Raw genomic sequence first — 26,231 nt, forward strand, 5'->3', positions numbered from 1 at the left:
CCTTTACTGTGCTGCGTCTTCCGCGGCGACGGCGGCTGCCGCCTTGCGCGCGGCGAGCTTGTTTTCGAGGTAGTGAATACTCGTGCCGCCCTCGACGAACTTCGCATCGATCATCATCTCGCGATGCAGCGGGATGTTGGTCGAGATGCCTTCCACGACCATCTCCGACAACGCAATGCGCATGCGGTTGATCGCCTGCTCGCGCGTCGCGCCGTACGAGATCAGCTTGCCGATCATCGAATCGTAGTTCGGTGGCACGAAATAGCCGTTGTACGCATGCGAATCGACGCGAATTCCAGGACCGCCCGGCGAATGCCACGACGTGAGACGTCCCGGCGACGGCGTGAACTTGAACGGATCTTCTGCGTTGATCCGGCATTCGATGGCGTGACCGCGAAACACGATGTCTTTCTGGCGGAACGCGAGCTTTTCGCCGGCAGCAATACGAATCTGTTCCTGCACGATATCCACGCCGGTGATCAGCTCCGTCACCGGATGTTCGACCTGCACGCGCGTGTTCATTTCGATGAAATAGAACTCGTTATTTTCGTACAGGAACTCGAACGTACCCGCGCCGAGATAACCCATCTTCTTGCAGGCATCGGCGCAACGATCGCCAATCCGCTCGATCAAGCGTCGCGCAATACCCGGCGCCGGCGCTTCTTCAATCACCTTCTGGTGACGGCGCTGCATGGAGCAATCGCGTTCACCGAGCCAGATCGCGTTACGGAACGAATCGGCGAGAATCTGGATTTCGATGTGCCGCGGGTTCTCCAGGAATTTCTCCATGTAGACCTGCGGATTGCCGAACGCGCGGCCGGCTTCTTCGCGGGTCATGTTCACCGCGTTCACCAGCGCCGCTTCCGTGTGCACCACGCGCATGCCGCGACCACCGCCGCCGCCTGCCGCCTTGATGATCACCGGATAACCCACAGCGCGCGCAATCTTCACGATTTCCTTCGGATCGTCGGGCAACGCGCCTTCCGAACCCGGCACGCACGGCACGCCGGTCTTGATCATCGTTTGCTTGGCGGAGACTTTGTCGCCCATCAAGCGGATGGTTTCCGGACGCGGTCCGATGAACGTGAAGCCGGATTGCTCGACGCGCTCCGCAAAGTCCGCGTTCTCCGACAAGAAACCGTAGCCGGGGTGAATCGCTTCGGCGTCGGTGACTTCGGCCGCGCTGATCAGCGCCGGCATGTTGAGGTAACTGAGATTGGACGGAGCCGGTCCGATACACACGGCTTCATCGGCCAATTTCACGTACTTGGCTTCTTTATCGGCTTCCGAATAGACGATGACCGTCTTGACGCCTAGTTCGCGGCACGCGCGCTGGATTCGAAGCGCGATTTCACCACGGTTCGCAATGAGGATTTTTTCAAACATAGCAAGGTTTCGACTCATCGATGGATCGCCTGGACGGTTGCCCGTGGCGGTCCTGGGAGATCGGTGGCGCGTCTCGCCGGTTAGTCAAACTAATCAGGCGAGTGCCCGAGTGCTGCGGCCACCGGCCAGGCGCATCACAACTGAACGCGCTCATGTCCGGCGGAATCGCTGGAAATCAATCGCCGATCACGAACAGCGGCTGACCGTACTCGACGGCCTGGCCGTTCTCGACCAGGATTTCCTTCACGACGCCCGACTTGTCCGACTCGATTTCATTGAGTAACTTCATTGCTTCGATAATGCACAGCGTCTGGCCTTCTTTCACCGTGTCGCCGACTTGTACGAACGCGTCGGCGCCCGGCGACGGCGCGCGGTAGAACGAGCCGACCATCGGCGACGTCACGATGTGACCTTGCGGCACGACAGCTACCGGCGTAGCCGGCGCGCTGGCTGCTGCGCCGCCGTTGCCTGCGTCGCCCGGCGGGCCGTATTGCGGTGCTTGCTGCATGGGGCCTTGCGGCATGTACTGCGGAGCCTGCATGTAGACCGGCGCGGCATTCTTGACGATGCGAACCTTGCCTTCGCCTTCGGTGACTTCCAGCTCCGAGATGCCGGATTCCGAGACGAGGTCGATGAGAGTTTTAAGTTTACGAAGGTCCATCGAAAATTCCCCTTTCAATGCTTGGTGACCGGAAGCATTTTTCCGGTGCTTGACTTGGTTTTGGGTGCCGCCGACGGGAGCATTGTCCGATGCTGCAGACGCAGGCTCCGCATCACGTCGTGCGAGCAGTTCAATTGCTTCGAGCGGATCGCGACTCAAGCGCGTGACTTTGCAGCAGGATTCAAAGCAACACGCTCGAGTGCAAAATCGAGCGCGTACAGATAGCCTTTCCAGCCCAGGCCACAGATCACGGCTTCGGCGAGATCGGAGAAATAGGAGTGATGCCGAAAAGCTTCCCGCTTGTGCACGTTCGACAAATGAATCTCGACGAACGGCAGCGCCACGCCCGCGAGGGCATCGCGGATCGCGACGCTCGTGTGCGTGTAGGCCGCGGGATTGATCAGCACGAAGTCCACCTGTTCGGTCCGCGCTTGCTGAATGCGGTCGACGATCGCGCCTTCATGATTGCTCTGGAACGACGACAATTCCGCGCCAGCCGCCTGTGCCTTCTCTGCCAGCGCCCGATCGATTTCTGCGAGCGTCACCCGGCCGTAGACGTCCGGCTCGCGGGTGCCAAGCAGATTAAGATTTGGGCCGTGCAGCACCAGCAGTCGTGACATAGTGGCTTTGGTTTGTGCGGAGTTGGGCGCACTTTAGCGCCCTTTAGAGAATTTTGTCTAGTTTTACGGCCTGCCCGACGCCCCGATCAGGGAGTCGGGCAGGCGGAACAAGCGCATTTTGCACGTATTTTCGTGCAAAGTTTCTTGAAATGACGGTATCTCCCCGCGATTCGTATCGATTTTTGCGCGGTTAAACAGGCGTCTTACAAGGCGTCGAGCGTCGCTTTCAGCTCTTTTGGATCGACTTCGCCGAGTTTTGTCGAGCGAATTACACCCTTCGCGTCGATAACCACGGTGAACGGCAAGGCGCCCGCGTTATTGCCGAAACTGCGGGCGAGGTCCGCGCCGCCAAAGCCCGCGATATAAATCGGGTAATCGACCGGCACCTTCTGGAGGAACGCGTTCACGTTTTTCTCGGAATCGACGCCGAGACCCACGAACGCGATGCCTTTTTTCTCGTATTCACGATGAAGCGCGGCGAGCGTCGGCATTTCCTTCACGCACGGGCCGCACCATGACGCCCAGAAGTTCACCACGACGGGCTTGCCCTTGAACGCGGCGAGCGCTTGCTGCGTGCCGGTAGCAGCTTGCAGTTGTGCTTTCCAGAGTTCATCGACGGCGTTCCCGCTCGCTTTGGAGGTGAGCACCGCCGCTTCGCTGGTTTCGCCGCCCATCATCAGATGGCTGGCGTAGAAGCCGCCCCCGGTCGCCGCCATGGCGACGACAAGGGCAGCAACAATGCGCATGGAATTCATAGTGAGGTAGCAGGTGTTGGCGGTTCGTCGAGCAATGCGCGTACGGCGGCAGCGCTGGCTCGCGCGAGCTTGCCCCGGCCGTCCGCGCGCACGGCGCCGCGCAGGTCGTTGGTGTCGTAGAGCGCGATGTGGATGCCCATTGGTTCTTCGTCGCGTGAGGGGCGCATCAGGAAGCTCAAGGTTTCGACGTAACCGCGCCCGGCAAAATGCCGTGTCTCCGACACATCGTATTGAACGTTCGCGTTCAGCAGGTAAATAGCGACTTCCTTCGGGTTGTCGCAGAAACACTGCAGATGAATGTCCGAATGCTCGCCCGCCGTGCCATTCAGCACCGCGCCGGTGAGATACGGATTGAAGGGCTGGAGCCGCTGCATCCATTCAAGCGCCACTTCACGCATGCGTCGCAGGACGGCTGGCTGGCTCTCGCTTTGAAAAATTGCCTGGTACTCGCGGATTTCTTCTTCGATCTGGCCGTTATCCGGCAGCCATTCGCCGCCCACGCGCGTCTCACCGACCACCTGGCGCGCTGCCTTGCGCTTGGCGGTGGAGTAGTCGAGCCCGTCTTCAGCGATCATCCGCGCCGCCGCGATGGCAATTTCTTCGCGCACGCGCAGCGGATCGAAATGTGATTTGCGAATCATGGCGGAATGATACCGGAGATAGGTTTTCGTTCGCACTCGGGGGTGGGCTCGGCCCGGCCGTCGGCAAAAATCCCCGCCCATGCGTCGGTTACAATGTACCGCTCCGGGCGCCGGAATACTTCACTCATTCCCCCCGTGCTAACGGCCCTCCCGCCACGAACACACGCTTTATGCACATTCACATCCTCGGTATCTGCGGCACATTCATGGGTGGCCTCGCGGTCCTCGCCCGCGAAGCGGGTCACCGCGTCACCGGCTGCGACGCAGGCGTCTATCCGCCAATGAGCACCCAGCTCGAAGCGCAGGGCATCGAGTTGATCGAAGGTTACGGCGTCGAGCAAATCGCGCTCGAACCGGATCTGTACGTAGTGGGCAATGTCGTGACGCGCGGCAATCCCCTGATGGAAGCCATCCTCGATCGCGGCCTGCCATACACGTCCGGCCCGCAATGGCTCGGCGAGCACGTGCTGAACGGCAAATGGGTGCTCGCGGTCGCCGGCACGCACGGCAAGACCACCACGAGTTCCATGCTGACGTGGCTGCTGGAAGATGCCGGCATGAATCCGGGATTCCTGATCGGCGGCGTGCCGCTGAATTTCGGCATCTCAGCACGGCTCACGGACTCAAGCTTCTTCGTGATCGAAGCCGACGAATACGACACGGCCTTCTTCGATAAACGCTCCAAGTTCGTCCATTACCGGCCGCGCACCGCCGTGCTGAACAACCTCGAATTCGATCACGCCGATATTTTCCCGGATCTCGCCGCTATCGAGACCCAATTTCATCATCTGGTGCGCACCGTGCCCGGCGTCGGACGGATCGTGACGAACGGGCGCGAAGCCGCGCTAGAACGCGTGCTGACACGCGGTTGCTGGTCGGGCGTCGAGCGCTTCGGCGTGCAGGGCGGCTGGGAAGCGCTGCCTGCCAGCGAAGGCGTTGCCGTTGACGAGCAGTTCGCCGTGTACTGGGAAGGCGAGCGCCTGGGCGTGGTCGACTGGCAAGTGCAAGGCGAGCACAATCGAATGAATGCGCTGGCGGCGATCGCAGCGGCGCGTTCGGTGGGCGTTCCACCCGTGCAGGCGACGCAATCACTGAGCACGTTCAGGAATGTGAAACGCCGGATGGAAGTGAAGGGCAGCGTGGACGGCGTGAGCGTCTACGACGACTTCGCACATCACCCCACAGCAATCGAAACGACGGTAGCGGGCTTGCGCACGCGCATCGGCGGAAATAGCCGCATTCTGGCCGTTCTCGAACCGCGTTCGAACACGATGAAACTCGGCACCATGAAAGCGCAATTGCCAGCCAGTCTCGCCGACGCCGACCTGGTTTTCGGCTACGGCGCGCACGAAGGCCGCGACAAGCTCGGCTGGGACCTGCAAGCGGCGCTGGCGCCGCTCGGCGACAAAGCCCAGGCCTTCAACGACCTCGGGTTGCTCGTCAATGCGGTCGCTGCCGCAGCGCGGCCGGGCGATCACGTGCTGGTGATGAGCAACGGCGGTTTCGGCGGCGTTCATCAGAAGCTACTCGACGCACTGTCGGCGCGGCCGGCCACCAAGGAGGGGGCGTGATTCTCTATCTGCACGGCTTTCGGTCATCGCCACAATCGTTCAAGGCGCGTGTGATGCGCGCGCGGCTCGAAGAACTGGGACTGGTCGGCGAGTGGCAGTGTCCGACGTTGCCGGTGTCGCCGAAAGAAGCCATCGCGCTCGCCGAAACGCTCGCCGCGCAGGCCCCTGAGGACGAGATCACGGTGATCGGCAGCTCGCTTGGTGGGTTCTACGCCACCTGGCTCGCTGAAAAACATGGCTGGCGCGCAGTGCTGCTGAATCCGGCGGTCGTGCCGCAAAAGGATCTGAGCTGCTATCTCGGCGAACAGCCGTTGTGGCATGGCGGCGGCAGTATTGTGGTCGAGCCGCGTCATATCGATGAACTGCGCGCGCTTTCCGTCGCGTCGATCACGCGGCCGGAGCGCTACTATCTGATCGCGGCGACCGGCGACGAAGTGCTCGACTATCGCACCATGCTCGCGCATTACCCGGACGTGCGGACCACGCTGATCCAGGGCAGCGATCACGCAATCAGCGACTTTCCCAGTTATCTGGATCAGGTGCTCGCGTTCTGCGCAGCGCGGCCCCCCGCGGTAGCGGCCTGAATTCCCAAGCGCATCCATTTTTCGTTGGCTTGGCGCCTCAGCTACCGGGATGCAAACCCGACTGCACGCCACGTCGACCAACAGTCTTTCGAGAGTATTGAGTGAACGTTTTTTTTGAGGAATCGGGTAGTTTCAAGGCCGGCGCCGTTCTGTCCAAACAGAACGATGCGTTTCAGGTCGAGTTGCCGGGCGGACGGCGTGCAAAAGTGCGCGCGAAAGACGTATTGATCGAATTCGAGAAACCGAACGCAGCCGATCTGATGCAACAGGCCGACACCATCGCGCAGGGCATCGACCTCGATTTCCTGTGGGAATGCGCGCCGGAAGAGGAATTCCCGTTCGCGGAATTGGGCGCCGATTATTTCGGCGATAAATTCGGCGCGACCGAACGCGCCGCGCTCGTGTTGCGCATGCATGGTTCGCCGGTGTATTTCCGCCGCAAAGGCCGCGGGCAATATCAGCGCGCGCCGCAGGAACAGTTGCAAATGGCGCTGGCCGGGCTCGAAAAGAAACGCCAGCTGGCGCTGGTGCAGGCGGGTTACGAAGCGGAACTGGTCGCGGGCAAATTGCCCGAGGCGCTCGCCGGCAAGGCGATCGGTTTGCTGACGAAGCCGGATAAGAACTCCATCGAATATAAGGCGCTCGAGGCGGCTGCCGCCCAGCGCGGGATTTCTCAAGCGCGGCTGATGCTGGAAGTCGGCGGGATTGCGTCTGCGCGGGCGCTGCACGAAGCGCGTTTCCTGTCTGAGTTTTTCCCGCACGGCACGGGCTTCGCTGCCGTCACTGTGCCGCCGTTGCCCGACGATCTGCCGGAAGCGGACGTGGAAGCGTTTTCCATCGATGACGTCACCACGACGGAAATCGACGACGCATTCTCCGTCCAGCATCTCACCGATGGCCGCGTGCGCGTTGGTATTCACATCGCGGCGCCGGCGCTGGGGATCACGCGCGGCGACATGATCGATGCAATCGCGCGCACGCGGCTTTCCACCGTCTACATGCCCGGCGACAAGATCACGATGCTGCCGGACAGCGTCGTGGAAGCGTTCACGCTGGCTGAAGGCGGATTGCGGCCGGCGTTGTCGCTGTACATCATCGTGAATCGCGAAACGCAGGAGATCGTGGCGACCGAAACGCGCGCCGAGCGTGTCTTCGTGAAGAACAATCTTCGGCACAACCATCTGGACGAACACGTCACGGAAGAGTCGCTCGGGGCGGGCAGCGGCGAGTATCCGCACAAGGATGACATCGCGGTGCTGTGGCCGCTCGCGCAGGCGCTGTTCGAAAAGCGTCAGGAAGCGCGCGCGGGTTACGGCCTGCGGCGCGAAGTGCAGCGCAACAACGACTTCAACTTCTACGTGGAAGGCGAGCACATCACGATCAAGCCGCGTCGACGCGGATCGCCGCTCGATCTGATCGTCGCCGAGCTTGCGATTCTCGCGAATTCATCGTGGGGCGCGTTTCTCAACGATCACAGCGTGCCGGGGATTTACCGGTCGCAGCGCGGGTTTGGCGCGCCGGGACCGAAGCGCACGCGCATGCAGACCACACCCGCACCGCACGAAGGCTTGGGCGTCGCGCAATATGCGTGGAGCACGTCGCCGCTGCGCCGATACGTCGATCTGGTCAATCAATGGCAATTGCTCGCGTGCGTGCGGCATGGCGTGACGGCTGCGCTGGTCGCGCCGTTCAAGCCGAAAGACGCTGATTTGTTCGCCGTCGTTCAGGGCTTCGATGACCAGTATTCCGCGTACGCCGATCATCAACGGCGCATGGAGTATTTCTGGTGCCTGCGATGGTTGAAGCAGGAGAACAGGAAGCAGGTGGCGGCGTCGGTGGTGAAGGACGATCTCGTGCGTCTGGATGAAATTCCGCTGATGCTGCATGTGCCCGGGCTTGGCGTGCACGCGCGCGGAACGAAGGTGATGCTGGAGGTGATGAACCTCGATGAACTCACCGTCGAAGCGTCGTGCCGCTTGCTGCATGTGATCGATGCCCCTTCGGCCGCTTCGGCGCAAGAGGCTGACGCGCAACAGGAAGAGACGGAAGAAGAGTTGATCGAAACGGAAGATTTGAGCGCGGAAAGCGAAGCTGAGGCGCAGGCGGAAGCGACGGCTGAAGATGCTTCGACGGAAGCGCAAGCCTCTACGGATGAGCCGGCCGGCGAAAGCACGCCTGACACGACGGAGCCCACGCGATGACTTCCGGTGCGCAACGTGAAGGCGTTGACCACTATGCCGTGATCGGCAATCCGGTCGCGCACAGCAAATCGCCGTGGATTCATGCGCGTTTTGCCGAGCAGACGGGCGAAGCGATCGAGTACGGGCGCGTGCTTGGAACCATCGGCGCGTTCGCCGACGATGTCCGGGCGTTCGCCCAAGCGGGTGGTCGCGGCATGAACGTGACGGTGCCGTTCAAGCTCGACGCCCACGCTTTGGCCGATACCCTCACGCCGCGCGCAGCCGCGGCGGGCGCGGTCAACACGCTTCGTTTCGGCGATGCAGACGGCGTGCTCGGCGACAACACCGATGGCGTTGGCCTTGTGCGTGATATCGAAGGGAATCTGGGCGTTGGGTTAAAAGGCGCGCGCGTGCTGCTGCTGGGCGCGGGCGGCGCGGCGCGAGGCGTTGTGCTGCCGATGCTGGATTGCGGCGTGGCGGCGTTGACGATCGTGAACCGGACGGCGTCGAGGGCGCAGCAACTCGTCGACCATTTCTCCGATGCCGCCCGCGCCGCGCATGTGCGTTTCTCCGGCGGAGGTGCGGATGGCGTGGAAGCGGGCCCTTACGATGTCATCGTGAACGCGACGGCCGGCAGTCTCGACGACTCGCTGCCCGATTGCGACGACGGTTCGTTTGGCCCCGGCACGCTCGCCTACGACATGATGTACAGCGCCCAGCCGACGGTGTTCATGCGCCACGCGGAAAACCTCGGCGCGCGGTCGGCCGACGGTCTCGGAATGCTCGTCGAACAGGCGGCGGAATCGTTTTTCCTGTGGCGCGGGGTGCGCCCGGACAGCGGTTCGGTGCTGCGTGCGTTGCGGCTGGAGTTATCGACGAAGGTTTAGAAAAGCGCGTGGATCAGCGCGCCGTTCCGTTCCAAACAGAAGAAGCACGATGACAAGAACAAAATCGCCCGTTCGTCTCGGGCCGGCTCGGTGGATTGTCTACGGCATCTCGGTGATGGCGATTGCGGCTATCGCCACGCAGGTCTACTTCTTCGCGATGGTCGGCATTTATACGGTCGTCAATCCGTCATCGACGGCATTCATGCGCTCCGACGCCTGGCGGCTCGCGCAGGATCGACCCGATCTTTCTGTCCAGCGCACCTGGGTCCCGTACGACCAGATTTCACGCAATCTGAAGCGCGCGATCATCGCGTCCGAGGATGCCAACTTCGTCAACAACAACGGTTACGAAACTGATGCCATCCTGCAAGCCTGGGAGAAGAACAAGGCGCGCGGCAAGATTGTCGCGGGCGGGTCGACCATCTCGCAGCAACTGGCGCGCAACCTGTTTTTATCGCGGGAAAAGAGTTATGTGAGGAAGGCGCAGGAGCTCGTCATCACGTCGATGCTCGAGCTCTGGATGGACAAGGAGCGCATCTTCGAAATCTATCTGAATTCCGTTGAGTGGGGCAATGGCGTGTACGGCGCTGAAGCGGCGGCGCGGTATTACTACAAGACGTCGGCGTCGAAGCTGACCGCGTGGCAATCGGCGCGGCTCGCGGTGATGCTGCCGAGACCGAAATACTTCGATGAACATCGCGGCTCCGCGTATTTGTCGCAACGCGCGGGGGTGATTGCGAGGCGGATGGGGGCGGCGGAGTTGCCGCATTGAGGCGGCGAGGCATAACGCAGCCCCAATATGAACTCGTGAAGCTTCCCCCCAAAACCCCGATCCGTCGGGGTTTTTTGTTTCCCTCATTTCACGCAAAATCCCATCAAATCTCCCAATATGTGAACACATCAATCACATATTGAATAATTCCGACGCACGGCTCTAAAATCCAATCACAGCCAAAACGGCAGTTACACGCGGTCCCGGGGTTTTCCCGCTGCCCGCGTGCAACGAAAAAAGCACTCGGAGACAAGTCATGCAAAGGTCAGCGCAATCAGCGCATTCGCATTCGCTCAAGCATCCGCGCGTCCCGCACTCCTCATCGATGATTTCCCGCGCCGCGTCCAGCGCGACGCTTCGCCACGTGCGATCGGCCCGGTAACCCGCGTCGTGAACGAAAGCTCAGTCATTCTCAAGCCGGGAACATCGAGTGCCATGACCAAGACCCTGAACCCCACCGTCGAACAAGAATTGTCGATGGACCGCGCGGCCAGCAAACCGGCAGCGCGCGATGTAGACGAACCGAACGAAGCGCAAGCATCGGCGGCCGCGCTGCTCGACCTCACGCCCCAGCAAGCCGGCACGCAAACCCTGCTGCGCGGCCTCGCGATTCTCGAAGCCGCAGCGGGCGGCGCACGCGATCTGCGCAGCATCGGCGCGGCGCTCGGCACAACCCGCAGCACGACGCATCGGCTGGTGAGCTCGCTGGTGCAGGCGCGTTATCTGCGCCAGGTCGGTGGCGGCTATTTGCTTGGCCCGAAGCTGATCGAACTCGGCACGATCGCGCTCGAACAAATGCCGCTCACCGCGGTCGCGCGCCCGCATCTGGAAGTGCTCGCCGAACACACGCACGACACCATCCACCTTGGCGTACGCGATGGCGACGACGTGCTCTACATCGACAAGATTCCCGGCACGCGCGGCCTCGAAATGCGCTCGCGCGTGGGGCACCGGATGCCTCTTGCATCGACGGGAATCGGCAAGGCGATGATGCTCGACCTGCCGCCCCAGACCTGGTCGAAGCTGCTTGAAGCGTCGCATCGCGTGCTCGCGAAGGTGAGTTTCAAGCCGGACCATCAGCCCGATATCGATACCTTCGTGCAGCGCATGACGCGTTATGCGCAAGGCGGTTTCACCTTCGATCTCGAGGAAAACGAAGCGTCCATCCGCTGCGTCGCGGCACCGGTGCGCGATGCATCGGGGGCAATCGTGGCGGCGCTTTCGGTGGCGAGCACGATTCCGTACATGCCGCCGGAGCGCATGGAAGAACTGATTCCGGTCGTGCAGCGCGAGGCGCGCGCGATCTCGCAAGAACTCGGCTGGCGTGTACCGCAGCCCGCCACACGCAGGATCAAACGATGACGCGGACTGACACATCGGCCGTGACGAAACAAGCGCAGCAAGCGCAACACGCTCCCGCTCTGATCGCGCTCGACTGGGGCACCACGGCGTTGCGCGCCTATCTCCTCGACGCACAGGGCGTGGTGCTGGATTCGCGGGCCTCGTCGGCGGGAATCATGAATCTGCCGAAGCCCGCAGCGGAAGGCGGTTTCGACACGGTATTCGATGCAACCTGCGGCGCCTGGCTCGCCAGTGACTCGCAGCTTCCCGTCATAGCGGCCGGCATGGTCGGCAGCGCGCAAGGCTGGATGGAGGCGCCGTACATCTCCACGCCCGCCGATCCCGCCGCCCTCGTGGCGGGTATCGTGCGCGTGACAACGCTCAAGGGCCTCACGGTTCATATCGTTCCGGGCGTGCTTGAGGACGGCGCGTTGCCCAACGTGATGCGCGGCGAAGAAACGCAGATCTTCGGGGCGCTCGCGAGCGACACCACGCTGGACCAGGAACCGCACGGCGGGTTGATCGGCTTGCCGGGAACGCATGCGAAGTGGGCGGTGGTATCGAAGGGACGAATCGAACGGTTTTATACCTTCATGACCGGCGAGACCTTCGGCGCGCTACGCGATCACACCATCCTCGGCCGCACCATGCGCGTGACCGATCAGCACGATCTGGCCGCGTTCATTCGTGGCGTCGATACCGCCAAAGATGCGGGCCACGCCGGCATGCTCGCGACGATTTTCAGCACCCGCACGCTGGGACTGACCGGGCAACTGAAGCCTGAGCAACAAGCCGATTACCTTTCGGGCCTGCTGATCGGCCATGAGTTGCGTGGTCTCAACGAAGTGCTGGCGCGCGAGCAAGCGGGTCTCGCCGGCAAGACACTAAGGCTGATCGGCAACGACGCGCTTTGCGAACGTTATCGCCACGCGCTCGCGCGTTTCGGTTGCCACGATGCGCGCACCGTCGCGCATGCGACCGAGCGCGGGCTGCATCGGATCGCCGTGCAGGCCGGGCTGATCCGCTCGATGACCAGCGCGAACTAATCAGGAGCAGAACATGATCGATATCAACCTTCCCGGGCCCTACGCACCGCACGCGGGCCTCGCCGCTGCGTTCGAGCTGTGTCCGCTGATCGCCATCCTGCGCGGCGTGACGCCCGCCGACGCCGCCGATCACGGCCGCGCGCTGTACGAAGCGGGCTTTCGTATTGTCGAAGTGCCTTTGAACTCGCCGCAACCGTTCGACAGCATCGCGGCGATCCGACAGGCGCTTCCCGCCGATGCCATCGTCGGCGCGGGTACGGTCCTGCACCCGCATTACGTCGATGAAGTGAAGAAGGCCGGCGGCGAGTTGATCGTGATGCCGCACAGCGACGGCGACGTCGTGCGTGCCGCGAAGGCTCAAGGGCTCGCCTGCGCGCCAGGCGTCGCGACGCCGAACGAGGCGTTTATCGCGTTGAAGAACGGCGCGGACGTGCTGAAGATGTTTCCCGCCGAGCAGCTCGGAGTCCATGTGGTGAAGGCGTGGCGTGCGGTGATCGCGGCGCGCGTGCCGCTGGTGCCGGTCGGTGGAATTGCGCCGGACAACATGGGGCCGTTCCTCACGGCGGGCGCGAACGGTTTCGGTTTAGGTTCGGCGTTGTACAAGCCGGGCCAGAGCGCAGCAACGACTTCGTCGCACGCGAAGGCGTTCATCAACGGATTAGCCGTTGCACGAGGCCAGAAGAAATGACCCGGCTCGCAGGCAAGGTCGCGATGATCACCGGCGCCGGGCGTGGCATCGGCGCGGCAATCGCCAGCGCGTTTGTACGCGAAGGCGCGGCTGTGGTGCTGGCGGAACTGGACATTGCGTTAGCGCGTGAAACGGCAGCGCGGATCGGCTCCGCGGCCAACGTGCTTGCAGTGCAGACGGACGTGACGCAAAGCGCATCGGTGCAAAACGCCGTCAGCGAAGGCGAAGCCCGGTTCGGCCCTATCGACGTGCTGGTGAACAACGCGGGCATCAACGTGTTCTGCGATCCGCTGACCATGACCGACGACGACTGGCGCCGCTGTTTCGCCGTCGATCTCGACGGCGTCTGGAACGGTTGCCGCGCCGTGTTGCCAGGCATGGTCGAGCGCGGGCGCGGCAGCATCGTGAATATTGCTTCCACGCACTCGTTCAAGATCATTCCCGGTTGCTTCCCGTATCCGGTGGCGAAGCACGGTGTGATCGGATTGACGCGGGCGTTGGGTATCGAATACGCGCGGCGCCAGGTGCGGGTGAACGCGATCGCGCCGGGTTACATCGAGACGCAGCTTACGCACGACTGGTGGGACGAACAGCCCGATCCGGTGAAAGCGCAACAGAGGACGCTCGATCTGCAACCGATGAAGCGCATCGGCCGCCCGGAGGAAGTGGCGATGACGGCGGTGTTCCTCGCATCGGATGAAGCGCCGTTTATCAACGCAAGTTGCATCACCGTCGATGGCGGGCGCTCGGCGCTGTACCACGACTGAAAAAAAGAAAACGCAGCACAGAATGACGCACTGGCCGTGGTGCGACGTCATGACAACAAGACGCGGCCAACACCTTCGTACCAACTAGATAGACCATCAAGTCAGGAGACAGACCATGAAACGCAGAATGTTCCTCACACTGGTTGCCACGGCCACGGCAGCAAGCGCGACCTTGTTCACGGCGCCGGTGGCGCAAGCCGCCGATAGCGTCAAGATCGGCTTCCTCGTCAAGCAGCCGGAAGAGCCGTGGTTCCAGGACGAATGGAAATTCGCCGAAATGGCCGCGAAGGAAAAGGGCTTCACGCTGGTGAAGATCGGCGCGCCGTCGGGTGAAAAGGTGATGAGCGCCATCGACAACCTCGCCGCGCAAAAGGCGCAGGGTTTCGTGATCTGCACGCCAGACGTCAAGCTTGGACCGGGCATTGTTGCCAAAGCGAAAGCTGCCGGGTTGAAGATGATGACGGTGGATGACCGTCTGGTGGATGGCTCGGGCAAACCGATCGAATCGGTCCCTTACATGGGTATTTCGGCGTTCAACATCGGCAAGCAAGTAGGCGATGGAATTGCCGCCGAGATCAAGAAGCGCGGCTGGAACATGGCGGAAGTCGGTGCTATCGACGTGACGTACGAACAGCTTCCGACCGCGCATGACCGCACCGCGGGCGCCGTGGAAGCGCTGGTCGCAGCGGGCTTTCCGAAGGCTAATATCGTAATGGCGCCGCAAGCCAAGACCGATACGGAAAACGCCTTCAACGCAGCGAACATCGCGTTGACGAAAAACACCCAGTTCAAGCACTGGGTGGCGTTCGGCCTGAACGACGAAGCCGTGCTCGGCGCAGTGCGCGCAGCAGAAGGGCGTGGCTTCAAGGCGGACAACATGATCGGCGTGGGTATCGGCGGCTCGGACTCGGCGTTGAACGAGTTCAAGAAACCGAACCCGACCGGCTTCTACGGCACCGTGATCATCAGCCCGAAGCGTCATGGCGAGGAAACGTCGGAACTCATGTACACGTGGATCAAGGACGGCAAGGAACCGCCGCTCGTGACGCTCACGACCGGCATGCTGGCGACGCGTGACAACGTGGGCGAAGTGCGCGAGAAGATGGGCCTGGCATCGAAGTAAGGCTGTTCCGTAGTGCAACACCACGGACCGCGGCGCGTGTCGAACAAGGCGCCGCGGTCCGCACGAATTCCAAGGAGGCGATGTGTCAGCGACGCTGCGTTTTGACAATATCGGTAAGGTTTTTCCAGGCGTGCGCGCGCTCGACGGCGTGTCGTTCGACGTCAACGCCGGCGAAGTGCACGGCCTGATGGGCGAGAACGGCGCGGGCAAATCGACTTTGCTGAAAGTGCTGGGCGGTGAATATCAGCCCGATTCCGGGCGCGTTCTGATTGATGGCAACGAGGTGAAGTTCGCGAGCGCGGCGGCATCGATCGCGGCGGGTATCGCGGTGATTCACCAGGAATTGCAGTACGTGCCCGATCTGACCGTAGCCGAAAACCTGCTGCTCGGCGCGTTGCCGAGCACGTTTGGCTGGGTGCATAAGCGCGAAGCGAAAAAGCATGTGCGCGAGCGGCTGATGCAAATGGGCGTCGATCTCGATCCGAACGCGAAGCTCAAGAAACTCTCCATCGCGCAACGGCAGATGGTGGAAATCTGCAAGGCGCTGCTGCGCAATGCGCGCGTGATTGCGCTCGATGAACCCACGTCGTCGCTGTCGCATCGCGAGACGGAAGTGCTGTTCAAGCTCGTGCGCGACCTGAAGGCGGACAACCGGGCGCTGATCTATATCTCGCATCGGATGGACGAGATTTACGAGTTGTGCAACACGTGCACGATTTTCCGCGATGGCCGCAAGATCGCCTCGCACCCCAATCTCGCCGAAGTCCCGCGCGATACGCTCGTGCAGGAAATGGTCGGCCGCGAGATTTCCGATATCTACGATTACAAGCCACGTGCGCTCGGCGATGTGCGCTTCGCCGTGAAGAACGTGGAAGGCCACGCGCTGCGTGAACCGACGAGTTTCGAAGTGCGCCGCGGCGAGATTGTCGGCTTCTTCGGACTGGTGGGCGCGGGGCGCAGCGAACTAATGCACCTCGTCTATGGCGCGGACCGCAAGAAGGCCGGCACGATCACGCTCGATGGCGAGCAGATCAAGATCCGCAGCGCCGGCGAAGCGATCAGGCACGGCATCGTGCTGTGTCCTGAAGACCGCAAAGAGGAAGGCATCGTGGCGATGGCGACGGTGTCCGAGAACATCAACATCTCGTGCCGCCGGCATTACTTGCGCGCCGGGCTGTTCCTCGATCGCAAGAAAGAAGCCGAAACCGCTGATCGTTTCATCCAGTTGCTGAAGATCAAGACGCCGAGCCGCCGTCAAAAGATTCGTTTCCTTTCCGGGGGCAACCAGCAAAAAGCGATTCTGTCTCGCTGGCTCGCGGAGCCGGAGCTGAAAGTCGTGATCCTCGATGAACCCACGCGCGGCATCGACGTGGGCGCGAAGCACGAGATCTACCACGTGATCTATCAACTGGCCGAACGCGGCTGCGCGATCGTGATGATCTCGTCCGAGTTGCCGGAGGTGCTGGGAGTATCGGACAGGATCGTGGTGATGCGGCAAGGGCGGGTCGCGGGCGAATTGCCACGCGGGAAAGCGAACGAACAATCGGTGCTGAATCTCGCGCTGCCTGTGCAATCTGAACCGACTGCACAAGCAGCCTGAAGCAAAAAAGTGGAGATTGGAGGACATCATGGAAGTCAGGGAAAACATAAGCAACACGCTGGTGCCGTCGAAAAACGATAAGCAGAAGTGGTGGCAACAGATCACCGAATACAGCCTGATCGTGATCTTCATCGTGATGTTCATCACGATGTCGCTCTCGGTCGAGCACTTCTTCTCCATCGAGAACATGCTCGGCCTCGCGCTGTCGATTTCGCAGATCGGCATGGTCGCCTGCACGATGATGTTCTGCCTGGCATCGCGCGATTTCGACTTGTCGGTGGGCTCGACGGTGGCGTTCGCCGGCGTGCTCTGCGCGATGGTGTTGAACGCCACGGGCAATACGTTTATCGCGATTATTGCGGCAGTGGCGGCGGGTTCGGTAATCGGTTTCGTGAACGGCGCGGTCATCGCGTACTTGCGGATCAACGCGCTGATTACTACGCTCGCTACGATGGAAGTCGTGCGCGGGCTGGGTTTTATCGTGTCGCACGGGCAGGCGGTGGGCGTGTCGTCGGAGACGTTTATCGAGCTCGGCGGGCTGACGCTGTTCGGCGTGTCGCTGCCGATCTGGATCACGCTGGCGTGTTTTATCGTGTTCGGCGTGCTGCTGAATCAGACTGTGTACGGGCGCAATACGCTTGCTATCGGCGGTAACGCGGAAGCGTCACGGTTGGCGGGTATTAATGTGGAACGCACGCGCGTCTGGATCTTCTTGATCCAGGGCGCGGTGGCGGCGCTTGCCGGTGTGATCCTGGCGTCGCGGATCACGTCGGGGCAACCGAACGCCGCGGAAGGCTTCGAGCTCAACGTGATTTCCGCGTGCGTGCTCGGCGGCGTGTCGTTGCTCGGTGGTCGCGCGACGATCTCGGGCGTGGTGATCGGCGTGCTGATCATGGGCACCGTCGAGAACGTGATGAACCTGATGAACATCGACGCGTTCTATCAGTACCTCGTGCGCGGCGCGATCCTGCTTGCCGCCGTGCTGCTCGACCAGTTGAAGAATCGCGGTTCGCGCGACTAAAAGAGAGGTTGGAAGAGATGGCCAGTTCAGTCGATAAAACCCTCGCACGCTATCCGAGCCTTGCCGGAAAAGTGGTGCTGATCACCGGCGGCGCGACGGGGATTGGCGCGGCGTTCGTCGAGCATTTCTTCGATCAGGGCGCAAAAGTCGCGTTCTTCGATATCGACACTGATGCGGGCGAAGCGCTGGCCGATCAACTCGGTGCGGATCTGGCCGAAGGGCAATTCCGGCCGGCGTTTTTGCGCGTGGATCTGACGGATATCGACGCGTTGAGGAAAGCCATCGCCGATGTCCGCAGCACGCTCGGTCCCATCGGCGTGCTGGTGAACAACGCGGCGAACGACAAACGCCACAAGATCGAGGACGTGACGCCCGAGTTCTACGATGCCGGAATCGCGGTGAATATCCGCCACCAGTTTTTCGCGGCGCAAGCGGTGATTGAAGACATGAAGCAACTCGGCGGCGGGTCGATCGTGAATCTGGGATCGATTAGCTGGATGCTTAAACAAGGCGGTTTTCCGGTGTACGTGACCGCAAAAGCGGCCGTGCAAGGTATGACGAATGGACTCGCGCGCGATCTCGGCCCGTTCAATATCCGGGTGAATACGCTCGTGCCGGGCTGGGTGATGACGGACAAACAGCGCCGCTTATGGCTCGATGACGCCGGCAAGCGGGCGATCAAGGAAGGCCAGTGCATCGATGCGGAATTGCTGCCCGTGCATCTCGCGCGCGCCGCGTTGTTCCTGGCGTCCGACGACAGCAGCATGATGACCGCGCAGGAAGTGGTGATTGACGGAGGCTGGGCATGAAAGCGCATCTGCTGATCGACAGCAAATGTGCGCTGGGCGAAGGCGCGACGTGGTGCGCGGCGACCGGGCGTTTTTACTGGACGGATATTGAAGGCGAGCGTTTGTGGCGCTACGATCCACGCGATGCCAGCCGCGTTTCCTTCACCATGCCGGAACGGCTTGCATGCTTCGCGTTATGCGCCGATGCTGATGTGCTGCTGCTTGGCCTGGCATCGCGGCTGGCGTTTTTCGACTTGAAGACCGGCACGATCGATACGATCACGGAGGTCGAGGCCGATTTGCCGACCCGTATCAACGACGGCAAATGCGACCGGCAAGGCCGCTTTGTATTCGGGACGAAACACGATGTCGCGAAGGCGGAGAAGATCGGCGGGTTTTATCGGTTGAACCAGGATTTGTCGCTCGATCGTTTGCCGCTCGGCGAGTGCGCGATCTCGAACAGCATCGCGTTCAGTCCGGACGGATCGCGCATGTATTTCTGCGATTCCCCGGAGCGCGTGATTCGCGTGTGTGATTACGATTCTTTCGAGAATCAGCGCGTGTTTGTCGAGTTGACCGATGCAAGCGGCGAGCCGGACGGTTCCGCCGTCGATCGCGATGGCGGCCTGTGGAACGCGCAGTGGGGCGGCAGGCGCGTCGTGCGTTATGACGCCGATGGCCGGGAAACTGAGCGCATCGACGTTCCGACCGCTCAGCCAAGCTGTGTCGCGTTTGGCGGCACGCAACTCGGCACGCTGTACATCACGAGCGCGCGGATTGGGCTGGATGCGCACGCGCTGCAGGAAGATTTGCAGGCGGGCGCGGTGTTTATCGCGACGCCGGCGGCAAGGGGTATCGCCGAGCCGGTGTTTGGCGGGGAATGATTGCTGGATTTGGCTCGTCGGAGGACGGCTCCGGTGAGCGCCCCGGAGCGCCGTGGCGCGGCGGACGAGTCGAATGCTTGAACCGGGAGTCACGCCCGGACCCGCATCACGTTGCAAATAAAACACGAGGCGGCGCGCACGACGCGCTGCCCACATTTTCCCGGACACGCTGAGGTTGTACGCCACGGCCACGGGATCGTTCGCCTCTCGGAGACAAGCACATGACCGTTGCACGTTCAGCAGCAGGCACCAAGGCCCCGCCGGCATCGTCCCGTCCCGCAGCAAATACCCGCCGTTCGAAGCTCGCTGCCGCGACCGAGCCGCCCATTCGTCCGGGGCCGGCTACGTCGGTCGTCGCCATGGGCGGCGCGGGTGTCGACGGTTGCATCACGCTCGCCAACGCGCAATTGCGCCTCAATATCGCGCCCGCGCTCGGTGGTGGCATCACGCGCTTTGACTGGCGCAGCGACGGCGCGCTCGTGCCGATCTTCCGGCCATGTCTCGAACCCACTGCGGCCACGGATCCGAACGAACTCGCGTGTTATCCGCTGCTGCCGTATTCGAACCGCATCGGCGGCGGGAGCTTTCAGTTTCTCGGCCGTGGTGTCGATGTGCCGTGTAACCGGCCCGGCGAACCGTTGCCGCTGCATGGCGACGGCTGGCTCGGCGCGTGGGATGTCGCATCCGAAAGCTCGACGCATGTTCGCCTCACGCTCGATCGACGCAAGGGCAAGCCGTATTCGTATCGGGCGACCCAGTCGTTCATGCTCGAGGGCGCGACGTTGGTGGTGACGCTTTTTATCGAGAATACGGGGCGTGAGGCGTTGCCGTTCGGGCTCGGTTTGCATCCGTTCCTGACGCGCGAAGCCGATACCGAGTTGTCCGCCGCAGCCGATGGCATATGGCTCTGCGGTGATGACTTCCTCCCGGTCCGGCATGTTCCCGCGCCGCCCGCATGGCAATTCGGCGTGGCGTACCCCATGCCCGTTGCGATGGTGAATAACGCGTTCACAGGGTGGAGCGGGCGCACGAGCGTGATGTGGCCAAAGCGCCGTTTGTCCCTGACCATCTGCGCCGATACCGATTACTACGTGCTGTACGCGCCGGCAGGCAAGGATTTCTTCTGCTTCGAACCCGTCGATCACCCGATCAACGCGGTGAATCTGCCCGGCGGCGGCGCGGCGCATGGCATGACGGTGCTGGCGCCGGGCGAAAGCCTGACGCGCGAGTTCAGCTTTACCGTCGAACGGTCGGGGGAAGCGAAACGGCGTGGTCGGCCTAAACAGCCTGCGGGGCAGAAAGCACGCAAGACAGCCGCGACCGTTCGATAGCGCTTCGTTTGAGCGCGCTAAAATGCGGGATCGCTCATTTGCCCTCTCGCCCCGGATGCCTATGTTTTTCATCGAATCGCTCAACGCCGCGTGGTCGCGGACCCAGTCGTTACTCTGTGTCGGGCTCGATCCCGAGCCTTCCCGGTTTCCGGGCGCATTCAACGGCCGCGCTGATTCGATCTTCGATTTCTGCCGGGAAATTGTTGATGCGACCGCCCCGTTCGCTTGCGCTTTCAAGCCGCAGATTGCGTATTTTTCCGCGCACCGGGCAGAGGATCAGCTGGAGCGGCTGATTGCGCATATTCATGCCGAGCATCCGGGCTTACCGGTGATTCTGGACGCCAAACGGGGCGACATCGGCAGCACCGCCGAGCAATATGCCATTGAAGCCTTCGATCGATATCAAGCCGATGCTGTCACGGTTAATCCGTATATGGGGTTCGATTCAGTTCAGCCTTATCTGGAACATGACGGGAAGGGCGTGATCGTTTTGTGCCGCACCTCCAATGCCGGTGGCTCGGATCTGCAGTTTCTTTCCGTCGATGGAACGCCGCTTTATCAAGTGGTCGCGAAGCTCGCCGCTGAGAAGTGGAATGCCAACGGGCAGTTGGGATTGGTCGTTGGCGCGACGTTTCCCCGCGAAATTGAAGCGGTGCGTTCTATTGTTGGCGATATGCCGCTTTTGATTCCGGGTATCGGCGCTCAAGGTGGCGATGTCGAGGCTACTGTTCGCGCCGGGCGGGATTCTTCGGGTAAAGCGGGGATGTTGATCAACTCTTCTCGCGCGATTATTTATGCCGGGAAGGGAGATGATTTTGCTGACGTCGCGGCTGAGGCGGCGCGACGGACGCGGGACGCTATTAACGCGGTTGTTTGATGGCTTGTACGCTCAGGCCTGTTGCGGGATGAAGCTTTCCCGCTCGGGCGGCGCTATCGCCCTATAACCTTCTGTATTTGCTCCAGCGCCGCTTCGGTGGCGCCTTCAGCTGTGCAATCCACTATCTTTCGATCCTCGATGCTTCTCAGCCACGTCAACTGGCGCTTGCATAACTGACGCGTCGCGAAGACGCCTTTATCGCGCATTGTCGGGTAGTCGATTTTCCTCTCCAGGTATTCCCAGACTTGCCGGTATCCCACGCAGCGCATGGATGGCATCGTTGGCGTTAAGTCGCCGCGTGCGCGTAGCGCCTCGACCTCCTCTATTAGTCCAGCCTTGAGCATTGCGTCGAAGCGCTTCTCTATCCGTGCATGCAACACACTTCTATCAGATGGCTCCAACGCGATCGGAACGAATTCCGGCTCGCCTTCCTGGGTTTTCTTCGGGTCTTTCAATATGGCAGACAGGGTTCTGCCCGTCAGCATCTGGACCTCCAGCGCACGCTGGATGCGTTGGGAATCGTGTGGCGCGAGCCGCAATGCCGTTTCGGGATCAACCACCATCAATCGCGCGTGCATTGCCGGCCAGCCATCTTGCGCCGCTAGTGCATCGAGTTCAGCGCGGATAGCTGGATTCGCCTCGGGCAGATCGTTCAGTCCGCGCGTCAAGGCCATGTAATACAACATTGTTCCGCCGACCAATAGCGGAACGCGGCCCCGCCCTCCAATTTCCGCGGCAAGACGTAACGCATCGCTCCGAAACTGCGCGGCCGAATACGACTCGGTCGGATCGATGATATCGATCAAATGATGTGGCGCCAGCGCACGCTCTTCCTGAGTCGGTTTTGCCGTGCCTATATCCATTGCGCGATAAACCAGCGCCGAATCCACACTGATTATTTCCACCGGCCGACGTTGCGCAAAAGCGAGAGCAGCAGCCGTCTTTCCCGATGCAGTCGGTCCCAGCAAACACGCAATACGCGGCGCGCTCATTGGCCGCGCATGAAAAGTCGATCGAGATCGCCGAGCGTTAGCTGGAACCACGTCGGACGGCCGTGGTTGCACTGGTCGCCGCGCTCGGTGGCTTCCATCTGGCGCAACAGCCCGTTCATCTCGTCGAGCGTCAGCCGCCGGTTCGCCCGCACTGCGTGATGGCACGCGAGCGTGCCCAGCAATTCATGCTGGCGCTCGGTCAAAACCCGCGAGCCGCCGTACGCCTGCAAGTCTGAAATCACCGCGCGCGCCAATGACTGCAGATCGGCATCTTTCAGCAGGGCGGGGACCGCGCGGATCGCAATCGAGCCCGGCGACAGAATCGCCAGATCGAACCCCAGCGCGTCCAGCACTTCGCGCTCTTCCTCGACCACGCCCATCTCTACCGCATCGACGCTCATCGTCACCGGAATCAGCAACGGCTGAACCGCGATCGCCCGGTCAGCGAGCGAGTTCTTGAACTGCTCGTACAGGATGCGCTCGTGGGCCGCGTGCATGTCGACGATGATCAACCCCTGCGCGTTCTGCGCGAGCACGTAGATGCCGTGAATCTGGCCCAGCGCGAAGCCCAGCGGCTGTTCATCGGCGACCATATCCGGCGCACCCGGCATCGCGGCGTAGAGCGGTGCGCTGGCCTGGTTTGGCGAGTAAGTATCGGAGCTAACGCTGGCGGCGAGCGTTGCGCCCTGCGGCGTGCCGGCGTTCACATCGCGCCGGCCGAATAACGCGTCGTACAGCGCCAGCGGCTGCGCGACCGGCAAGTTGCCCTGCGTCATGCGCGATTGCCGCAGCCAGTTCGTGCCGTTGTCGCCTTTTTGCCCGGGTGCCGAATCGCTGCTCTGCGCACCGAGACCCGCGCCCGCGTAAGGACGTGCGCTGAATGAAGCAATTCCTGTCGGCTGCAATTGCGCGGCGTGGCCGCCGGCGGTCGTCTCGGGCGATGCCCCCGCGTTACGCGCCAGCGCCCGCTGCACGGCATGAAACACGTACTGATGGATCGAGCGCGAGTCGCGGAAACGCACTTCGATCTTCGACGGATGCACGTTCACATCGACGGATTCCGGCGGTAAATCGAGGAACAGCACGTACGACGGATACCGGTTGCCGTGCAGCACGTCCTCGTACGCGGCGCGCACGGCGTGCGTGAGCAGCTTGTCGCGCACGAAACGGCCGTTGACGAAGAAGTATTGCTGGTCGGCGCGGCCGCGGCTCGCGGTTGGCAAGCCGGCGCAGCCATACACGGCGAGCGGTCCGGCGCGCTCGTCGAGCGGCAGATGCGCGGTGGCGAAGACATCGCCGAGAATTTTTGCCACGCGCGTGGCCGGGTCCGACGCGTTCCAGTGCTCGACGGCCTTGCCGTTATGAATCACCGATATCGCGATATCGGGCCGCGCCAGCGCCACGCGCCTGATTACTTCGAGGCAATGCCCGAGTTCTGTCTGCTCGCTTTTCAGGAACTTGCGGCGCGCGGGCGTGTTGAAGTACAGCTCGCGCACTTCCATGGTGGTACCGATGGTCCCGGCCGCCGGCGAGATCGCGCCGGTCTGGGCATCGATACGCGTGGCATGCCCGCACGTGGCTGTGCGGCTGGTGATGAAAAGCTCCGCCACCGATGCAATCGACGCCAGCGCTTCGCCTCGAAAGCCGAGCGACGCCACCGCTTCGAGCTCGGCAAGCGAGCGGATCTTGCTGGTGGCGTGGCGCAGCAAGGCCAAAGGGAGTTCGGCAGGCGGGATGCCACAGCCATCGTCGACGATCACAATTCGCTTCACGCCGCCTTCGTCGAGCATGATCCGCAAGCTCGACGCGCCCGCGTCCAGTGCGTTTTCGAGCAGTTCCTTCACCACGGACGCCGGCCGTTCGACCACTTCGCCCGCCGCGATCTGGCTGATCAGCTGGTCGGGCAGCGGCTGAATGGCGCGCAGCGCACGCGCGGCGGGGGCGGACGAATCGGAAATCGTGTCGGATGAGTCGATGAGATCGGGCATGCCGAAATTATAAAGCTTCACGCGCGCCGCCGATTTCCACGCCTGATTGCGAGACCCCAACTCAGCGCGAATTGCGCGGCGGCGAGTTTCGGTATCATGGCGCGATTGTTTTATCTCAATCGATGCACCTGCTGGCATGGCTAATCGATTGTTAATAATTCGCCGCTAATCTGTCGCTAACTCCATCCTGCTCGAGGTTTCCTTTTGGATACGCTGCTGTCATTCCTGACTCTTATTCTCCACATCGACAAATCGCTCGGTTTCTTCATTCAGCACTACGGCGCCTGGGTGTACGCCGTGCTGTTCCTGATCGTGTTCTGCGAAACCGGGCTGGTGGTGTTACCGTTTTTGCCGGGTGACTCGCTGCTGTTCATTGGCGGTGCGTTTGCGGCGAGCGGATCGATGGATCTCGGCGCGCTGATTGCGCTGCTGCTGATCGCGGCCATACTCGGCAACACGGTGAATTACTGGATCGGCCGCGCGATCGGCCCCAAGGTCTTCGATACCCACATTCCGGTGCTCGAACGTTTCCTCGATCGCGAAGCGCTTCGCAAGACGCAAGGTTTTTACGAACGGCACGGCGGCAAAACCATCGTGCTCGCGCGCTTCGTGCCTATTGTGCGGACGTTCGCACCATTCGTGGCAGGTGCATCGACGATGAAGGCATCGCGCTTTCAATTGTTCAACATACTTGGCGCGCTGATCTGGGTGTTGTTGCTCGTGCTGCTCGGTTATTTCTTCGGCAATATCCCGTTCATCCGCCAGTATCTGAATGTGATTGCGCTGGTCGGCGTGTGCGCGGCAATCGTGCCGATTGCGCTAGGCGCGTTGTGGAAAGTCATGCGGCGTAAAGCCAGCGAATAAAAGAAGGTGTGGATCGAACCCGAAAGGCCGCTCTCGAGCGGCTTTTTGTTTGGCACTTTGGAAACCGAGCGTGTTCGCGGACCGCACGACCACGCTCAAACCGTTTGATCAATCCGATGGCGTGTCTGGGCGCACGTCTGGGCGGATCTCTTTCCTCTCGCATCCTGTGGCCGCATTTACGTCCTTTCCCAACGTAAGAGACTGTTGCAACCCATGCACCGTTCTCTAGGACTGCGCCTATCCAAACAAAGCACCGGTTCGGAATGTTCCGAACCGGTTTTCAGTCAAGAAACCTGGCATACTTTTAGGAATACAGATCATTATGAAAAAGTCATTCAAATCAGTCGTGAACAGGCGTGGCGCATCGCTCGCTGAATGGCCGCTGGGTGGTGAACGGCGCGGTCGCAGCGACGCAAAACGGCGATGCTGGCGTGCGTGCTCATGCTGACTACGAGTTTTGATCGAAGGGTTTTAGAAAACTGAACTTGTTGTAGCGGTTGTAAAAAGAAAGGGCGATCCGGATAGTCGGATCGCCCTTTCTTGATTGGCGCACGCACGGTTTTGCAACCCGCACGCGTCTTCGCCGTGAAAACGTAAAAGGTTAGAATGCCAAATCTTGAAAGGGCGGGAATCAAGCGGGCGGCAGGAACGATTGCGGCAAATCATGAACAAACGTTAAATGTCTTATGCTGGCGAAGAGCAAGGCGGGAAGCTCATGCGGGAACAAGCAGGTATGTTGCGTCGTCTGAAGTTGGCGGCGATAGCGGTGGGTGTGGCCGCGCTGGTTAGCGGCTGCGGGATTTTTGGCTGTGGCGGTAGCGCGACGAACGGCGGGGCTTTCGGCGGATGCGGAGCCGGCATGCG

25 protein-coding genes are annotated in these 26,231 nt (G+C 61.6%); 18 read left to right on the plus strand and 7 right to left on the minus strand.

From position 1 onward, the window contains the following. Window positions 1–3: 3 nt before the first annotated feature. The 5 genes from accC to M0D69_RS18260 form a co-directional block, all read right to left on the minus strand. Window positions 4–1,386 carry an acetyl-CoA carboxylase biotin carboxylase subunit gene (accC, locus tag M0D69_RS18240; protein WP_097265350.1) on the minus strand — a complete coding sequence of 461 codons (1,383 nt, stop codon included), beginning with the start codon at window positions 1,384–1,386 and terminating at the stop codon, window positions 4–6. Window positions 1,387–1,561: 175 nt separating this feature from the next. Next, on the minus strand, window positions 1,562–2,047 hold the full coding sequence (gene accB, locus M0D69_RS18245; protein WP_301783358.1) for an acetyl-CoA carboxylase biotin carboxyl carrier protein: 486 nt from the start codon (window positions 2,045–2,047) through the stop codon (window positions 1,562–1,564). 155 nt (window positions 2,048–2,202) lie between these two features. After that, window positions 2,203–2,667: a type II 3-dehydroquinate dehydratase gene (gene aroQ, locus M0D69_RS18250; protein WP_301783359.1), complete on the minus strand. Its 465-nt coding sequence runs from the start codon at window positions 2,665–2,667 to the stop codon at window positions 2,203–2,205. Window positions 2,668–2,870: 203 nt separating this feature from the next. After that, entirely contained in the window at window positions 2,871–3,422 is a 552-nt protein-coding gene (locus M0D69_RS18255; RefSeq protein ID WP_301783360.1) for a TlpA disulfide reductase family protein, read from the minus strand. Further along, window positions 3,419–4,063, minus strand: a complete 645-nt coding sequence (locus M0D69_RS18260) for a UDP-N-acetylmuramate--alanine ligase (RefSeq protein WP_301783361.1) — start codon at window positions 4,061–4,063, stop codon at window positions 3,419–3,421. The genes M0D69_RS18255 and M0D69_RS18260 overlap by 4 nt, the downstream gene beginning before the upstream one ends. Before the next feature lie 170 nt (window positions 4,064–4,233). Between M0D69_RS18260 and mpl the strand changes: the two genes are divergently transcribed. From mpl to pyrF, 16 genes are all read left to right on the plus strand, one after another. Then, a complete protein-coding gene (mpl, locus tag M0D69_RS18265; protein WP_301783362.1) occupies window positions 4,234–5,634 on the plus strand; it encodes a UDP-N-acetylmuramate:L-alanyl-gamma-D-glutamyl-meso-diaminopimelate ligase in 1,401 nt (466 codons plus the stop codon). Beyond that, entirely contained in the window at window positions 5,631–6,218 is a 588-nt protein-coding gene (locus tag M0D69_RS18270; RefSeq protein ID WP_301783363.1) for a YqiA/YcfP family alpha/beta fold hydrolase, read from the plus strand. The genes mpl and M0D69_RS18270 overlap by 4 nt, the downstream gene beginning before the upstream one ends. A 101-nt stretch (window positions 6,219–6,319) precedes the next feature. Continuing rightward, a complete protein-coding gene (locus tag M0D69_RS18275) occupies window positions 6,320–8,419 on the plus strand; it encodes a ribonuclease catalytic domain-containing protein (protein ID WP_301783364.1) in 2,100 nt (699 codons plus the stop codon). After that, complete coding sequence (aroE, locus tag M0D69_RS18280) at window positions 8,416–9,285, plus strand: shikimate dehydrogenase (protein WP_301783365.1); 870 nt, start codon at window positions 8,416–8,418, stop codon at window positions 9,283–9,285. The genes M0D69_RS18275 and aroE overlap by 4 nt, the downstream gene beginning before the upstream one ends. 49 nt (window positions 9,286–9,334) lie before the next feature. After that, on the plus strand, window positions 9,335–10,057 hold the full coding sequence (gene mtgA, locus M0D69_RS18285; protein WP_301783366.1) for a monofunctional biosynthetic peptidoglycan transglycosylase: 723 nt from the start codon (window positions 9,335–9,337) through the stop codon (window positions 10,055–10,057). 435 nt (window positions 10,058–10,492) lie between these two features. Beyond that, window positions 10,493–11,419 (plus strand): IclR family transcriptional regulator, encoded by a 927-nt coding sequence (locus M0D69_RS18290; RefSeq protein ID WP_301783367.1) that lies wholly within the window; start codon window positions 10,493–10,495, stop codon window positions 11,417–11,419. Beyond that, the gene (locus M0D69_RS18295) at window positions 11,416–12,444 is read left to right on the plus strand and encodes a 2-dehydro-3-deoxygalactonokinase (protein ID WP_301783368.1); all 1,029 of its coding nucleotides are present in this window, start codon (window positions 11,416–11,418) and stop codon (window positions 12,442–12,444) included. The genes M0D69_RS18290 and M0D69_RS18295 overlap by 4 nt, the downstream gene beginning before the upstream one ends. A 13-nt stretch (window positions 12,445–12,457) precedes the next feature. Further along, entirely contained in the window at window positions 12,458–13,132 is a 675-nt protein-coding gene (locus M0D69_RS18300; protein WP_301783369.1) for a 2-dehydro-3-deoxy-6-phosphogalactonate aldolase, read from the plus strand. Next, window positions 13,129–13,899, plus strand: a complete 771-nt coding sequence (locus M0D69_RS18305; RefSeq protein ID WP_301783370.1) for an SDR family oxidoreductase — start codon at window positions 13,129–13,131, stop codon at window positions 13,897–13,899. Before M0D69_RS18300 ends, M0D69_RS18305 begins: the two co-directional genes overlap by 4 nt. Window positions 13,900–14,014: 115 nt before the next feature. Further along, window positions 14,015–15,022 (plus strand): arabinose ABC transporter substrate-binding protein, encoded by a 1,008-nt coding sequence (locus M0D69_RS18310; RefSeq protein ID WP_301783371.1) that lies wholly within the window; start codon window positions 14,015–14,017, stop codon window positions 15,020–15,022. Between the two features lie 82 nt (window positions 15,023–15,104). Continuing rightward, entirely contained in the window at window positions 15,105–16,622 is a 1,518-nt protein-coding gene (gene araG / locus M0D69_RS18315) for an L-arabinose ABC transporter ATP-binding protein AraG (protein ID WP_301783372.1), read from the plus strand. A gap of 28 nt (window positions 16,623–16,650) precedes the next feature. Continuing rightward, window positions 16,651–17,643, plus strand: a complete 993-nt coding sequence (araH, locus tag M0D69_RS18320; protein ID WP_122175204.1) for an L-arabinose ABC transporter permease AraH — start codon at window positions 16,651–16,653, stop codon at window positions 17,641–17,643. 17 nt (window positions 17,644–17,660) lie between these two features. Then, window positions 17,661–18,452 (plus strand): SDR family NAD(P)-dependent oxidoreductase, encoded by a 792-nt coding sequence (locus tag M0D69_RS18325; protein ID WP_301783373.1) that lies wholly within the window; start codon window positions 17,661–17,663, stop codon window positions 18,450–18,452. Further along, on the plus strand, window positions 18,449–19,315 hold the full coding sequence (locus tag M0D69_RS18330; protein WP_301783374.1) for an SMP-30/gluconolactonase/LRE family protein: 867 nt from the start codon (window positions 18,449–18,451) through the stop codon (window positions 19,313–19,315). The genes M0D69_RS18325 and M0D69_RS18330 overlap by 4 nt, the downstream gene beginning before the upstream one ends. Window positions 19,316–19,536: 221 nt before the next feature. Further along, window positions 19,537–20,646 (plus strand): aldose 1-epimerase, encoded by a 1,110-nt coding sequence (locus M0D69_RS18335; protein WP_301783375.1) that lies wholly within the window; start codon window positions 19,537–19,539, stop codon window positions 20,644–20,646. A gap of 61 nt (window positions 20,647–20,707) precedes the next feature. Beyond that, on the plus strand, window positions 20,708–21,523 hold the full coding sequence (gene pyrF, locus M0D69_RS18340; RefSeq protein WP_301783376.1) for an orotidine-5'-phosphate decarboxylase: 816 nt from the start codon (window positions 20,708–20,710) through the stop codon (window positions 21,521–21,523). A gap of 53 nt (window positions 21,524–21,576) precedes the next feature. Here the strand turns inward: pyrF and miaA are convergent, their stop codons facing one another. After that, window positions 21,577–22,515: a tRNA (adenosine(37)-N6)-dimethylallyltransferase MiaA gene (gene miaA, locus M0D69_RS18345; RefSeq protein ID WP_301783377.1), complete on the minus strand. Its 939-nt coding sequence runs from the start codon at window positions 22,513–22,515 to the stop codon at window positions 21,577–21,579. Beyond that, window positions 22,512–24,503 carry a DNA mismatch repair endonuclease MutL gene (mutL, locus tag M0D69_RS18350; RefSeq protein WP_301783444.1) on the minus strand — a complete coding sequence of 664 codons (1,992 nt, stop codon included), beginning with the start codon at window positions 24,501–24,503 and terminating at the stop codon, window positions 22,512–22,514. The genes miaA and mutL overlap by 4 nt, the downstream gene beginning before the upstream one ends. Window positions 24,504–24,707: 204 nt before the next feature. Here mutL and M0D69_RS18355 point away from each other — a divergent pair, with 204 nt between their 5' ends. Further along, window positions 24,708–25,367 (plus strand): VTT domain-containing protein, encoded by a 660-nt coding sequence (locus tag M0D69_RS18355; protein WP_301783378.1) that lies wholly within the window; start codon window positions 24,708–24,710, stop codon window positions 25,365–25,367. Between the two features lie 356 nt (window positions 25,368–25,723). Next, a complete protein-coding gene (locus tag M0D69_RS43785) occupies window positions 25,724–25,828 on the plus strand; it encodes a YadA-like family protein (RefSeq protein ID WP_367619726.1) in 105 nt (34 codons plus the stop codon). Window positions 25,829–26,231 lie beyond the last annotated feature (403 nt).

Source organism: Caballeronia sp. SEWSISQ10-4 2, assembly GCF_030464885.1.
Classification (GTDB): Bacteria; Pseudomonadota; Gammaproteobacteria; order Burkholderiales; family Burkholderiaceae; genus Caballeronia.

What these genes read in the sequence shown, in the direction of transcription:
- mpl (WP_301783362.1), top strand. Translation starts at nt 4,234, where the DNA reads ATGCACATTCACATCCTCGGTATCTGCGGCACATTCATGGGTGGCCTC.
- M0D69_RS18295 (WP_301783368.1), top strand. Translation starts at nt 11,416, where the DNA reads ATGACGCGGACTGACACATCGGCCGTGACGAAACAAGCGCAGCAAGCG.
- miaA (WP_301783377.1), bottom strand. Translation starts at nt 22,515, where the DNA reads ATGAGCGCGCCGCGTATTGCGTGTTTGCTGGGACCGACTGCATCGGGA.
- mtgA (WP_301783366.1), top strand. Translation starts at nt 9,335, where the DNA reads ATGACAAGAACAAAATCGCCCGTTCGTCTCGGGCCGGCTCGGTGGATT.
- pyrF (WP_301783376.1), top strand. Translation starts at nt 20,708, where the DNA reads ATGTTTTTCATCGAATCGCTCAACGCCGCGTGGTCGCGGACCCAGTCG.
- M0D69_RS18300 (WP_301783369.1), top strand. Translation starts at nt 12,458, where the DNA reads ATGATCGATATCAACCTTCCCGGGCCCTACGCACCGCACGCGGGCCTC.
- accC (WP_097265350.1), bottom strand. Translation starts at nt 1,386, where the DNA reads ATGTTTGAAAAAATCCTCATTGCGAACCGTGGTGAAATCGCGCTTCGA.
- M0D69_RS18290 (WP_301783367.1), top strand. Translation starts at nt 10,493, where the DNA reads ATGACCAAGACCCTGAACCCCACCGTCGAACAAGAATTGTCGATGGAC.
- aroQ (WP_301783359.1), bottom strand. Translation starts at nt 2,667, where the DNA reads ATGTCACGACTGCTGGTGCTGCACGGCCCAAATCTTAATCTGCTTGGC.
- M0D69_RS18255 (WP_301783360.1), bottom strand. Translation starts at nt 3,422, where the DNA reads ATGAATTCCATGCGCATTGTTGCTGCCCTTGTCGTCGCCATGGCGGCG.
- aroE (WP_301783365.1), top strand. Translation starts at nt 8,416, where the DNA reads ATGACTTCCGGTGCGCAACGTGAAGGCGTTGACCACTATGCCGTGATC.
- M0D69_RS18260 (WP_301783361.1), bottom strand. Translation starts at nt 4,063, where the DNA reads ATGATTCGCAAATCACATTTCGATCCGCTGCGCGTGCGCGAAGAAATT.
- M0D69_RS18305 (WP_301783370.1), top strand. Translation starts at nt 13,129, where the DNA reads ATGACCCGGCTCGCAGGCAAGGTCGCGATGATCACCGGCGCCGGGCGT.
- M0D69_RS18335 (WP_301783375.1), top strand. Translation starts at nt 19,537, where the DNA reads ATGACCGTTGCACGTTCAGCAGCAGGCACCAAGGCCCCGCCGGCATCG.
- M0D69_RS18330 (WP_301783374.1), top strand. Translation starts at nt 18,449, where the DNA reads ATGAAAGCGCATCTGCTGATCGACAGCAAATGTGCGCTGGGCGAAGGC.
- M0D69_RS18310 (WP_301783371.1), top strand. Translation starts at nt 14,015, where the DNA reads ATGAAACGCAGAATGTTCCTCACACTGGTTGCCACGGCCACGGCAGCA.
- accB (WP_301783358.1), bottom strand. Translation starts at nt 2,047, where the DNA reads ATGGACCTTCGTAAACTTAAAACTCTCATCGACCTCGTCTCGGAATCC.
- M0D69_RS18325 (WP_301783373.1), top strand. Translation starts at nt 17,661, where the DNA reads ATGGCCAGTTCAGTCGATAAAACCCTCGCACGCTATCCGAGCCTTGCC.
- mutL (WP_301783444.1), bottom strand. Translation starts at nt 24,503, where the DNA reads ATGCCCGATCTCATCGACTCATCCGACACGATTTCCGATTCGTCCGCC.
- araH (WP_122175204.1), top strand. Translation starts at nt 16,651, where the DNA reads ATGGAAGTCAGGGAAAACATAAGCAACACGCTGGTGCCGTCGAAAAAC.